Source organism: Flavobacterium sp. P1_E4, from assembly GCF_056405915.1.
Genome location: NZ_JBFUBE010000002.1, coordinates 145,310 through 157,508, shown reverse-complemented (window position 1 = coordinate 157,508; position 12,199 = coordinate 145,310). Strand labels below are relative to the sequence as shown.

At 34.1% G+C, this 12,199-nt stretch carries 10 protein-coding genes and 1 pseudogene; 2 read left to right on the top strand and 9 right to left on the bottom strand.

The genetic code is table 11. The annotated features are described in order from the left end of the window. Positions 1-109 precede the first annotated feature (109 nt). The 9 genes and pseudogenes from AC1DY0_RS02480 to AC1DY0_RS02440 all read right to left on the bottom strand — a co-directional run bounded on the left by AC1DY0_RS02480 (position 110) and on the right by AC1DY0_RS02440 (position 9,746). Entirely contained in the window at positions 110-856 is a 747-nt protein-coding gene (locus tag AC1DY0_RS02480; RefSeq protein ID WP_477187101.1) for a tetratricopeptide repeat protein, read from the bottom strand. 43 nt (positions 857-899) lie between these two features. Then, positions 900-2,645, bottom strand: a complete 1,746-nt coding sequence (locus tag AC1DY0_RS02475) for a BatD family protein (protein ID WP_477187100.1) — start codon at positions 2,643-2,645, stop codon at positions 900-902. A gap of 77 nt (positions 2,646-2,722) precedes the next feature. Next, complete coding sequence (locus tag AC1DY0_RS02470) at positions 2,723-3,481, bottom strand: tetratricopeptide repeat protein (RefSeq protein ID WP_477187099.1); 759 nt, start codon at positions 3,479-3,481, stop codon at positions 2,723-2,725. Between the two features lie 70 nt (positions 3,482-3,551). Then, complete coding sequence (locus AC1DY0_RS02465) at positions 3,552-4,583, bottom strand: VWA domain-containing protein (protein ID WP_477187098.1); 1,032 nt, start codon at positions 4,581-4,583, stop codon at positions 3,552-3,554. Positions 4,584-4,648: 65 nt separating this feature from the next. Beyond that, positions 4,649-5,029: pseudogene (locus AC1DY0_RS02460) on the bottom strand (GxxExxY protein). Between the two features lie 71 nt (positions 5,030-5,100). Beyond that, positions 5,101-6,102, bottom strand: a complete 1,002-nt coding sequence (locus AC1DY0_RS02455) for a vWA domain-containing protein (RefSeq protein ID WP_477187097.1) — start codon at positions 6,100-6,102, stop codon at positions 5,101-5,103. Beyond that, positions 6,102-7,730: a hypothetical protein gene (locus AC1DY0_RS02450; RefSeq protein ID WP_477187096.1), complete on the bottom strand. Its 1,629-nt coding sequence runs from the start codon at positions 7,728-7,730 to the stop codon at positions 6,102-6,104. The genes AC1DY0_RS02455 and AC1DY0_RS02450 overlap by 1 nt, the downstream gene beginning before the upstream one ends. Positions 7,731-7,795: 65 nt before the next feature. Next, positions 7,796-8,659, bottom strand: a complete 864-nt coding sequence (locus AC1DY0_RS02445; protein WP_477187095.1) for a DUF58 domain-containing protein — start codon at positions 8,657-8,659, stop codon at positions 7,796-7,798. 82 nt (positions 8,660-8,741) lie between these two features. Beyond that, positions 8,742-9,746 carry an AAA family ATPase gene (locus AC1DY0_RS02440; RefSeq protein ID WP_477187094.1) on the bottom strand — a complete coding sequence of 335 codons (1,005 nt, stop codon included), beginning with the start codon at positions 9,744-9,746 and terminating at the stop codon, positions 8,742-8,744. 225 nt (positions 9,747-9,971) lie between these two features. On the opposite strand from AC1DY0_RS02440, the gene AC1DY0_RS02435 reads away from it, so the two are divergent. Further along, complete coding sequence (locus AC1DY0_RS02435; protein WP_477187093.1) at positions 9,972-10,844, top strand: aldo/keto reductase; 873 nt, start codon at positions 9,972-9,974, stop codon at positions 10,842-10,844. A gap of 75 nt (positions 10,845-10,919) precedes the next feature. Then, positions 10,920-12,059 carry a DUF5929 domain-containing protein gene (locus AC1DY0_RS02430; protein WP_477187092.1) on the top strand — a complete coding sequence of 380 codons (1,140 nt, stop codon included), beginning with the start codon at positions 10,920-10,922 and terminating at the stop codon, positions 12,057-12,059. The last annotated feature ends 140 nt before the right edge of the window (positions 12,060-12,199 follow it).

The window sequence follows — 12,199 nt, the reverse complement described above, 5'->3', positions numbered from 1 at the left end:
TGAACACAAAAAAAAAGAATAGCCCATAGTTGAAACTATGGGCTATTCTTTTTTTTTAGACAAATTCATCAAACTGAAATCTGCTTTTCTGCGATCTGCAACCTGAACACTAATCCTTCACTTCTTTAATCGACCTACTATCAATCCAACCTTCGGTTCCATCAGTCAGTTGAATTTTTTTCCAGTATCCTAATGTTTCTTCCACAAACACTTTAGTGCCTGGGTGCAGAACAAAAGTAGTTGCGCTTGCGTTTTGAGGTTCGCTTCTTACGTCTGCTGATTCAGCAAAAACGATGGCTGGTCTTTCATTATCGAAATGGCTTTTTTCAAAGAAAGCTGCCGAGATACTCATTACAAGAAGCAATAGTATTACAAACATTCCCAAAAAGAAAATTCTTTTTACTGCTACTGTTTGATAAAAATAATAACCCATAAAAAACGACAAGAACAAAAACGCAAAGCCAATTGTAATCCAAGCCCAAGTATCGAAAGGATAAATTCCGGTAAAATCGCGAAGCATTTTTGCAAAACCTACTTTTGGAACAACTTTTATTTCGTCAATAGTTTGTTTTTGGGCAAATTTTATATTGTTTAAAGCATCTTTGTCGGAAGGATCCAAAACCAAGGCTTTTTCATAATTATAAATCGCTGGTGCCGTTTGGTGTAATTTATAATAACAATTCCCTAGATTAAAATACAATTCGACAGACTCTTTGTTTGCTTCCAAAACAGATTCATAAGCTTTGGCTGCATCAGCGTACTTCCCATTTTGGTACAAAAGATTTCCTTTTTCAAAACCCGTTTGGGCATAGAAAACTTGTGAGATTAATAATAGTATGTAAAAAATGTTTTTCATTTTAATAAATATAAATATCGAATATCAATTTCAAAACCAAAAATTAAATCTGTTTTTCCAATTCAGAAATAATGGTTACCGCTTTATCAAAATCGTGTTGTATTGTTGCACTTGATGATGGCGCGTATCTTGCAATCTCACAGTTTTCAGTAAGTGCAATAAAATCATTAACCACTTCAGGCTTGGCTTTTCTAGACAACAACAGTTCTTGAATATTATCCTTACTCATTTCCGAAGTTTCGATATGCAACTTGGCTTTTAAGAAATTATGCATTGCTTTTTCTAATGCAACATAGAAAGGCTCTTTATTGTTGATTTGTTTTTTAGCTTCCGATAAATATTTCTTAGCCAATCTGTTGTTCATTTTGATTCGGTTTCCAAAAACATCGCTGTCGATTGCTTCTTTTTTCTTTTTGAACAACACAATTATAGGAAGCAACAAGAACGGTAAAAATAATAATCCATAGAATTTATTAGAACCGAAAAATACGGGTTCATCTTTTGTGGCAAGTTTTGTTTTTAAATCGATATATTTAAATTGCTCAACTCCATCTATTTTGTTTTTCCCAGCGCTTGCTGTTGCAGATGTCTCTGCTGTTTGAGTAGGTCCATCAAGAACATTGATTTTAATCTCAGAAGAACTTATTGTTTTGTAGGTTCCTGTTCCTAAATCAAAATACGAAAAATGCATCGGTTTTATAACATAATCACCTTTGTATTGTGGTATAATAGTGTAGGAATCTGAGATTTTACCCGTCATTCCAGATAATGGTGTGCTTACTTTCTCATCATGTACGGCATCATACATTTCTAATGCATTAGGTACTTCAGGCTTAGGCAAAGTAAACAATTTAAGATTTCCAGTTCCAACCACACTCAAAACTAAATCCAAACTTTCTCCATTTTTCAATGTAGTTTTAGATGGAATTGCCTTGAAATCAAATTTTCCAACTGCACCTGTAAAATCTAAAGGTTTCCCTGCTTCTGGCAAAGGTTTTACGTTAATCGTTTTGGTTCCTGCAGAAACTCTTTTACTGTCTTCAACCAATATAACTCGCCCGAATATATCTCTACGATTGGTTGGCAATTGAACTCCAATATTTAACGAAAGTGGTTCTATCGTCAGCTTTCCAGATTTTTGTGGATATAAAACAGTTTTACGTAAAACAACATAACGGTATTGCTCTCCTTTGAACATTCCTTCCTCAGGAACCAATTGTTTGATATCAATGTTCTGATTCCAAAAATCATTATATTTTGGTTTGCTGAGTTCTTCAAAACCTCTAATCCCTATATTATTAAAATACAATTTATACACAACCGTGATAGGTTGATTAATGTATGGATTTGTATTTGAGATATCGGCTACTAAGTATAGATTATCATCGGCAGAAACTTGCGAGTCATTTGGATCTCTTGGTTGTTCTGTAGCCGCAGTCACATTGATTCTAATGGGTTGCGTTTTGTAAATTTGCCCATTATACTCAATCATTGCCTGCTTAATAACCAATGCTCCTTTTTGGTTGGGTAATAGAAAATAGGAATAGCTTTTCTCGAAAGATGTTTTTCCATTTATCCAAGATTGACTTACCTGCTGGCTTGGTCCGGCAATAATTCTAAAGCCGTCAAAAGAAGGTTGCACAAAATTATCTCCATCAATATTCATCACAAAATCGATACGTAGTCTCTCGTTGAGTCCAAGCGTCGTTTTGCTTACTCTCGCCTCAAATTGTACTTGAGCCAAAAGTCCCTGAAAACTTAATAGGAATAGAATTAAATATCTTTTCATTACTTGTTTAATCTTTTTGTATTTAATGTTTAATCGAAAATTTAAAAACTTTAATTTCTTATTGATTGTTTAAAATTCTACCAATCTTTCTCTGTTTTCCTAGGTGAGCCTTTTTCTTTATTGGCATTTACCTTATCCTGAATTTTCTTTTCCTCATTGTTTACGGCATCCAAAAGATTTTCGGTACGTTGTTTTGAAATACCACCTGGCTTAGGTTTTGGTTGCCCTTGGTCGTCTTTCGGTTTGTCGTCTTTTTTATCTTTATTGCCGTCTTTCTTATCGTCCTTTTTGTCTTTATCGCCGTCTTTCTTGTCGTCCTTTTTGTCTTTATCCTTGTCTTTATCTTTGTCCTTATTCTTGTCTTTGTCTTTATTCTTATCTTTATTTTTATCGTCTTTTGGAGGTGGATTATCTTTTAGCATTTTTTTGGCCAAAGCATAATTATAGCGTGTTTCTTCATCTTCGGGATTATTTCTTAAGGCATTTTTATAAGCTTCTACAGCTTGGGTATAATCCTTCTCTTTCATGAAAACATTCCCCAAATTATGAAAAGCTTTGTGTTTTTGAGATCTTGTTTTCAAACTTTTCAAAGCATTCGCATACGCGAATTTGGATTCCGAAAATTGATTTTGTCTATAAATAGAATTCCCTAAATTATATGACGCTACTGTTCTGCTCGGGAATTTAGAATGTGAAATTCTATAATTGGCTTCAGCATCCACAAAATTCTTTGCTACGTATTCCTCATTTGCTTCAGGCAAAACTTTGTCTTTCTCTTGGGCATTGGCCACAAAAGTTAAAAGCAATAGTAGTAAGTATATAATTCTATTTTTCATTTTCATTTAAATGTTCCTTTCAAAGTATTTACTAATGATTAAACAGCTAGTCAACCTTGATTTTAATACTTTATTTATTCTCGTTAAATAAATTCAACTTGTTTACCCAACTGGTTTTTCTCTCTAAAAAGAAAAGATCCAAAAACAACAATACAAATCCAATTCCTAAAAACCATTGAAATTGCGATTGGAAGTCGGCCATTTGAGTAGCTTCGAATTCAGTCTTTTGAATTTTATCCAAAGTTGCTTTTACGTATTCCAGTACTTCTTTGGTATTGTTTCCGTTTACGTAACCTCCTTTTGTCGCTTTTCCAATTGCTTCGAGATTTTTTGAAACCAATTTCGTTATCACAATCTCCCCGTTTTGGTCTCTTTTATAACTTTCTACAATTCCATTTCTTTTCAAAGGAATAGTTCCTCCTTTTTCTGTTCCAACTCCGATGGTTATAATTTTAATTCCCAATTTACTCGCTTCTTCTGCTGCGGCTTCGGCTCCTTCAGAATGATCTTCTCCATCCGAAATCATAATCAGCAGCTTGCTTGTTTTTTTATCATCAAAAAAAGTAGATGAAATCCTAATGGCTTCGTCAAACGATGTTCCTACAGAGGAAACCATATCGGTATTCATGCTTTGCAAGTACATTTTGGCTACACTGTAATCAGTCGTTATGGGCAATACTGGGAAAGCACTTCCTGCATAAGCCACAATTCCTATTCTATCGCTCCCTAGTTGATTGATAATTTGCGACACGATTTGCTTACTTTTTTCCAAACGGCTGGGAGCAACATCCTCGCAAAGCATACTTTTGGATACGTCCATTGCAAACACAATGTCTATTCCTTCTCTTTTTACGGTTTCAACTTTGGTTCCAATTTTAGGGTTTACCAATCCAATAACTAGAGCAATTAATGCCAAAAGCAAAACGCCCAATTTCAAAAAAGGTTTGAAAATAGAACGTTCTGGACTCAGTCTTTTGATAACTTCCAAATCTCCAAACTCGCGTTGTTTCTTTCTTTTCCAATATAAATTAAATAGAAAAAGTACCGCGACAACAGGCAGTATAAAAAGAAAGTATAAATATTTTTGTTCGTCTAATTCCATTTTTATTTAACCACTAAGGTCACTAAGTTTTCACTAAGTTCACAAAATTAATTGCAAACCGTCTTTTATAAAGTTCCGTTTATTACTCTTTTAACACCGTTTTTCAATAAATTAACATTGAAATTAATTAACAATCCTAATTTACAATTTGATAATCTTAAGTAGGTTAACAGTTGTGCCAAATGCACATCATTTAAAGCTTCAACTGATTTAATCTCAACTATAAATTTATCTTCTATAATAATATCAATTCTATAACCTGCATCCAACTTCACTTCTTTATAAACCAGAGGCTATTGTTTTTGCTTCTCAATTTTTAAATTGTGTTTCTTTAACTCATAGAACAAGCATTCCTCATAAGCACTTTCTAATAACCCCGGACCCAAAGTTTGATGAACTTTTAATGCACTTTCAAAAACAATTTTTGATATATCATTCTCGCTCATCTCTGTTTTGTGTCTTTTATATTATTCACTTTGTGCTCTTTGCGCATTCTTAGTGTACTTTGTGTTTAAACCTAAATAAAACTTCTATACACTGTATTACGCAAACCTATTTCCAGCAACAATAAAAATCCAGCCAATAACACAAAAGGTCTGAACTTTTCGTCATAATCATAGAATTTTAATTCTTCGATTTCAGTGGTTTCCAGTTTATTGATTTCACTATAAATTTGAGCTAGTTTATCATTACTGGTCGCTCTAAAATATTTCCCTCCTGTTTTTCTGGCAATACTTTTCATCATTTGCTCATCAATTTCCACTTTCATCATTCGAAATATCAATTGCCCATTTGGTCCAAGTGCATAAGGAGATTCTGCCATACCATTGGTACCAATACCAATAGTGTAAACTTTGATTCCATATTGTTGTGCAATATCAGATGCAGTGTCAGGCTCGATGAATCCAGCATTGTTGACACCATCCGTCATCAAAATAACAACTTTGCTTTTGGCTTTACTGTCTTTGAGTCGGTTTACGGCTGTCGCCAATCCCATTCCTATTCCTGTTCCGTCTTGTAAAACATTATCGTATTTAATACTTCCTATTGCTTCTTGAATAATAGCTTTATCGCTTGTTACCGGTGATTTTGTATACGCTTCAGAAGCATAGACCACGAGTCCAATTCTATCATTGGGCCTTTCATCAACAAAATCTGCCGCTAATTTCTTAAGAGCTTGCATTCGATCGGGCTTTAAATCTCTTGCTAACATACTTCCGGACACATCAATCGCCAAAACTATATCAATCCCTTTTGTCGTTTTTGTTTTGTTACTAATGTCGACTGTTCTTGGTCTAGCCATTGCCACAATCAATAATGATAATGCCAATAATCGCAAAACGTCTAGCCCTGGTTTTAATTTTGCCAATAAAGATTCTGTTCCTTTGAACCCTTGAAGTGAACTCATTTTTAGGGTGGCAGATTGTTGGTTTCTTTTCCAAACTAGCCAGACAATTGCTAATGGAATTAAAAGAAACAACCAAAAGAATTCTGGATTTAAAAAGGTTATTTTTTCCATTAGTTACTCGCTGATTTAAGTTCTACCGAATTCATAATACGGTCTGTCAATTCCGTTGCATATTTATCACCTTCTTCATGAAGGATCATAATTTGCTGCAATCCTCCTTCTTGCCCAAAAAGCACGATTTCATAATATATTTTGGCACTAGTTTGACTATTACCATCAATTCTTGAAAAAGTACCGTATCCCTTTTTACCTGTAATTCCTTTATTGGTCTGAAAATCCTCTTCTTTAACAATCATGTTTTGCGCTCCTTGGCTTTCCAATATTTTCAAAGAACTTTCTATAGCTTTAGACAAATCCAACGCTCCTTCTTTTTTATATTTAATGGTAGATACCATAATGTAAAAATTATCCAAAAGACTGCCATATCCAAAAGATTGCATCTCTTTTATAAGAGCCATTCCGTCTTTTGGCAATGATTTTGTCAAATCCATTCGCTTCAAGACTTTTGGAGTTTCTACAATAACTCCTGGATTTCCATACTCACTTTTAATCCATTCTCCTTCCAACAACTCTTTTGTTGGGTGTCCTAGAATATTGTCTTTAACATAATCAAATCCTTTGGTTGCTATAAAGAAAGTTGTTGTGGCAAAAAGTAAAAAAACAACAGATCCAACAGCAATTGCAATACGTTGATTTCTCTTTTTTCTAAGTAAAATTTGGATTTGTCTTTGCTTTTGGGCTTCATTCAAGATAGTGTCTTCTTCAATTGGCACTTCAACTGGAATAGCTTCATCAAGTGTTAAGATTGCTTTTTGAATTCTATTTCTGTCTTCAGTAATTTCAAATTCCAAAGGTTTTGATTTGGCAAATTTTACTAAATCGGCTTGCTTCAAAACGGTAAACAAATTCTCAATCGTTTCTTGGGAAAGCTTCATTTTCTTTTTCAATGACGCCGTTTTAAGTCCCTCTATCAATTCTGAAGTAGTGCTTTCCATTGCCGGAATTTCTATCGCTTCTTCAATATAATTTCGGGCAATATCCGTCAATTCACTATAATATGCTTTTACCTCACCGTGTTGCCAAAGTTCTTTTTTCTCTAAAGTATTAAGCAAACTTGTTGCTTTTTCTATTGGTGTTTTATAAACTTCTTCTTCAATTTTTTTCTTTTGGCGAATTTTTGTGTACCAATAAACGAAAGCTCCAATTCCTAAAATCAATAAAATACCCAAAAGATATTTCCACCAATCTCCCAATGAATCTTCAGCTTTAACAATATCTTTGATGTCATACATTTTTTGTCTTAACGTATCAACCTGAACATTGGCAACCTCAACTTTTATGGAGTCAGTCAAAAACTCTTTATTATTAATCAGAATTTTTATGCTTGGAATTGTATATTTCCCCGAATCAAATTGAGTCAAACCGTACTTTTTGATTAATTCGTATCGGTCATCTTTTTTGATGGTGTCAATTGGATACGACTGAATTACTTCCAGCGCTCCAATGTTTTTTAGTTTTGGAAAAACAACTTTAGACAAAGTATCCACCGAAGTTTTTAAAGTTAATTTAAACTCAGCTCCAATTTTATTTTTTGTGGTATCGATACTGGTAACTACTTTTTGTTGTGCAAAAATAGAAGTCGAAATCAGCAGTAATAGTAGGTAAAGTTTAATTTTCATTTTTTTTCTAATTAACCTTTTCAGTTCCAATGGATATTCCAGAACTGATGCGGCTAGGTTTCGTCTTATCGTGATTTAAAATAGCCTAATAATTTGGTGACATAACTTTCGTCCACTCTCGTGTTTACAACACCCGAACCCGATTTACTGAAAGTTTCCTTAAAATAGTTCACATTATCATAATAGTATTTCTCATAATTCATTCGCACCGATTTTGAACCTGTATTAATCAATCGCGTTTCACCAGTCTCTGCATCAATCATCGACACCATTCCCAAGTTTGGTATTTTTTCTTCTCGAATGTCATACACGCGAATGCCTGTTATGTCGTGTTTCTTTGAAGCAATCTTCAGTGTTTGCTCATAGTCTCCTGACATGAAATCAGAAATGACAAATACAATTGCTTTCTTTTTTTGGGTTCCCGATAGAAACTTCAAAGCTTGTGCAATATCTGTTTTATAACTTTTAGGTTCAAATTCTATCAATTCACGAATGATACGCAACACGTGCGAACGCCCTTTTTTGGGTGGAATATACAATTCGATTTGGTCCGAAAACAAAATCAATCCTATTTTATCATTATTCTGAGTAGCCGAAAATGCCATTGTTGCAGCAATTTCAGTAACAATTTCTCTCTTAAACTGGTTTTTAGAACCAAAACTTTCAGACCCCGAAATATCGACCATCAACATCATGGTCAATTCTCTTTCTTCCTCAAAAACCTTGACATGAGCTTCGTTGTATCGAGCGGTTACATTCCAATCGATGGAACGTATATCGTCGCCAAATTGATATTGACGCACTTCACTGAAAGTCATCCCGCGCCCTTTGAACGATGTATGATATTCACCCGAGAAGATATGATCGCTCAATCTTCGGGTTTTGATTTCTATTTTACGTACTTTTTTTAAAAGCTCTTTTGTATCCATTGTTAATTTGTTTAAAGTTTAAAAGTTTAAGGTTTCAAGTCCGTTTCCAAACAACTTGAAACTTTAAACATTAAACAAATTTTTAAGGTACTTCGATTTCGTTTATGATTTTATTGATAATGTCAACCGATGTAATGTTTTCGGCTTCGGCTTCATAAGTAACTCCGATTCTATGACGCAAAATATCATGAACTACGGCACGAACATCTTCAGGAATTACATATCCACGACGTTTGATAAAAGCATAACATTTGGCGGCTGTAGCAAGATTAATACTTCCACGTGGTGATGCTCCAAAACTGATTAAAGGTTTTAAATCAGCCAATTTATATTTATCTGGATAACGAGTTGCAAAAATAATATCCAGTATGTATTTCTCGATTTTTTCATCCATGTAAACCTCACGAACCGCTTCTTGAGCACGCAAAATTTGCTCTACAGACACTACTTGGTTTACTTTCTCATAACTTCCTTTAAGGTTTTGACGAATAACCAAACGCTCATCTTCCATTTTTGGATAATCGATAACTGTTTTCAACATAAAACGATCGACTTGTGCTTCTGGCAATTGATAAGTTCCTTCTTGCTCAATAGGGTTTTGAGTTGCCAAAACTAAAAATGGTCGGTCTAATTTGAAAGTAGTGTCGCCAATGGTTACTTGTTTTTCCTGCATCGCCTCCAATAAAGCCGATTGCACTTTGGCAGGAGCACGGTTAATCTCATCGGCAAGAACGAAATTAGCAAAAATCGGCCCTTTTTTGATAGAGAATTCATTTTGCTTAATATTATAAATCATGGTTCCAATAACATCAGCAGGCAATAAATCGGGAGTAAACTGGATTCTGCTAAAAGAACCGTGAATGGCTTGTGAAAGAGTATTAATGGCTAATGTTTTTGCCAATCCTGGAACTCCTTCCAACAAAATATGTCCTTGGCCCAACAGTCCAATTAACAATCTTTCGACCATGTGTTTTTGTCCCACAATAACTTTGTTCATTTCCATAGTGAGAAGGTCTATAAAAGCACTCTCTCTTTCGATTTTTTCATTGATTGCTCTAATGTCTAAAGTCGTTGTATTTTCTTCCATTTTTATATATTTATTCCCTTAAGTTTTTATCTCTTCTATTTGATGGTGCAAATTGAATTTTTTTTTAGAAGTAAGATGTTAAAAAATGGTTAAAACTTCTACCAATCCCCTAATTTTAAGGACGAATTATGATAGTATTTACCTATTTTTAAGAACTAAAAAAAATAAACATCAAAATCATAGATTTACCCCCAAAATCACCCGGGGGAATAACAAAATAAAACCATGAGTAAAATTCCATTTTCAAAGATAATTGCAGGTACGATGACTTGGGGTGTTTGGGGCAAAAACTGCTCTACTTCACAAATGATAGAACTAATGAATTCATGTCTCGAAAGTGGTATTTCCACCTTCGATCATGCCGATATTTATGGAAGTTATACTACAGAAGAAGACTTTGGAAAAGCTTTTGGCGAAAGCCAAATTGACCGTAAAAACATTCAGTTGATTTCTAAATGCGGCATACAAATGATGTCTGAAAAAAGAAACAATACCATCAAACATTATGCTTATTCTAAAGATTACATTATAGCCTCGGCCGAGCAGTCTTTAAAAAATTTGCAAACTGATTATTTGGATCTTTTACTGTTACATCGACCAAGTCCATTAATGCAAGTCGATGAAATTGCAGAAGCAGTTGAAACGTTAAAAATTGAAGGAAAGATTTTGGATTTTGGCGTTTCAAATTTTACACCAAGCCAAAGCGATTTGATTGAGACAAAAACCAAAATAAACTACAATCAAATTGAGTTTTCCATTACCCATTTGGAACCAATGATTAATGGAAGTTTGGATCATATGCAAACCAACCGAATCACTCCCATGTGCTGGTCACCTCTTGGAACTGTTTTTAGAAAAGATAACGAGCAATCACAACGCATTCAAAAAGTTGCAAATGAATTGGCGTCCAAATATGATGTCTCCGACGATATTATTTTATTGGCTTGGATACTGAAACATCCTGCTGGAATTTTACCGGTTTGTGGTACTTCCGACAAAAACAGACTTGCCCGTTTAATGCTGGCGACCACTATTGAAATGGAACTACAGGATTGGTTCTCACTTTGGACAGCGAGTACTGGAAAGGATGTAAATTAGACTATTGAAGATTGCTTAACCTGTCCATAAAAGTCAGGTCCTGAATAACGATTTTAGATTGCAAATTTAGAAAAAATGATAAACAAGCGTCTTCTTATCAAAAACCTATTGGCTCACAATGATGAGTGCAGTTTTTATGATAAAAAACGACAGCTAAATTTGCATTCCAGAGAAGGAAAAGCCAAATTTTTGAAACACATTTGCGCCTTATCCAATTCAAATCCAACCAATAATTCTTATATAGTTGTTGGGGTTGAAGATGAGAACAATCAAATTGTGGGAGATGATTTTTTTGATGACAGCAGGATTCAGAATTTAGTAAATGCATTTCTTGAAAATCCTCCCAAAATTCAATACGAAAACGTGCCTTTCCCTAATTTGCCAAAAGACAAAGTAATTGGACTTGTAACCATAAAACCTAACAGCAAAATATCTTCTTTCAAAAAAGGTATACATACGATTCCTGCCAATAGTGTTTTCATTCGTCGGGGCAGTAATACGATGCCAATTGAAGGAGAATTCGAGAAAAATTTTCAAAATACGGAAACAGTTATCGGCATCGAAAATAATTCAAGGAACAGCATTGAATACACTCTCGATGGTGTGATAGATTTTATGAATTATCGTCATAAGGACATGGCTCCAAAATATAAAGTTTTCAAAGAGTTGTTTGTCATTTGCTGGGCAGGAATTGCCAAAAAATCTAGAAACAAAACCTTTCTTTCAAGAGTCGATATTGAACTGATTAACGAACAAATCAAATTATTCTATTCAGCTCAAGATGTAGTTGAAATTACGTATGACGACGATAGTTTTACGATAATAGAATACGTTCCTTTGGGCTTGAATGACAGAACCAGTTATTATCCTCTGGAGGAACAAACCATCCATTTTCACGATAATGGATATTATAAAATTGACAGGAAAATACTTTTTGAACCGCCAGAATACAATAGGAAAATGTTGTACCATATTTATAATTCAAATATGGCTCTCTTGAATAAGCTTGAAAAAAACATCAGATTATCCGAGCGGGAAAGAAAAGATTTGGATCATTTGCCTTCCACTTTTATGATTTGTTATCTCAATGGTTTTGAAGATGCCAAACAAAAATTGATTGATGCCAAAACGCTATTAAAACCGTTTACACAGGTCTATCTTTCGTTTAAAGAAGCATTACGGATTTTAAGGAAAATGAAATATGATGTACAATAAGAAAGGTTCTTATTGTAATTTGATCTGCTTTAATTAGCTAAACAAACCTGCTACCCAAGCAACCACATCAATAATAACTTGACAAATAAAATTGGTCATTAAAAGCAATATAGTGAGAAGTGCATTCATTTTAAAAAATT

Excerpts from the sequence above, each read along its gene's own strand:
- AC1DY0_RS02480 (WP_477187101.1), bottom strand. The coding sequence starts at position 856 with ATGAAAAACATTTTTTACATACTATTATTAATCTCACAAGTTTTCTAT.
- AC1DY0_RS02475 (WP_477187100.1), bottom strand. The coding sequence starts at position 2,645 with ATGAAAAGATATTTAATTCTATTCCTATTAAGTTTTCAGGGACTTTTG.
- AC1DY0_RS02470 (WP_477187099.1), bottom strand. The coding sequence starts at position 3,481 with ATGAAAAATAGAATTATATACTTACTACTATTGCTTTTAACTTTTGTG.
- AC1DY0_RS02465 (WP_477187098.1), bottom strand. The coding sequence starts at position 4,583 with ATGGAATTAGACGAACAAAAATATTTATACTTTCTTTTTATACTGCCT.
- AC1DY0_RS02455 (WP_477187097.1), bottom strand. The coding sequence starts at position 6,102 with ATGGAAAAAATAACCTTTTTAAATCCAGAATTCTTTTGGTTGTTTCTT.
- AC1DY0_RS02450 (WP_477187096.1), bottom strand. The coding sequence starts at position 7,730 with ATGAAAATTAAACTTTACCTACTATTACTGCTGATTTCGACTTCTATT.
- AC1DY0_RS02445 (WP_477187095.1), bottom strand. The coding sequence starts at position 8,659 with ATGGATACAAAAGAGCTTTTAAAAAAAGTACGTAAAATAGAAATCAAA.
- AC1DY0_RS02440 (WP_477187094.1), bottom strand. The coding sequence starts at position 9,746 with ATGGAAGAAAATACAACGACTTTAGACATTAGAGCAATCAATGAAAAA.
- AC1DY0_RS02435 (WP_477187093.1), top strand. The coding sequence starts at position 9,972 with ATGAGTAAAATTCCATTTTCAAAGATAATTGCAGGTACGATGACTTGG.
- AC1DY0_RS02430 (WP_477187092.1), top strand. The coding sequence starts at position 10,920 with ATGATAAACAAGCGTCTTCTTATCAAAAACCTATTGGCTCACAATGAT.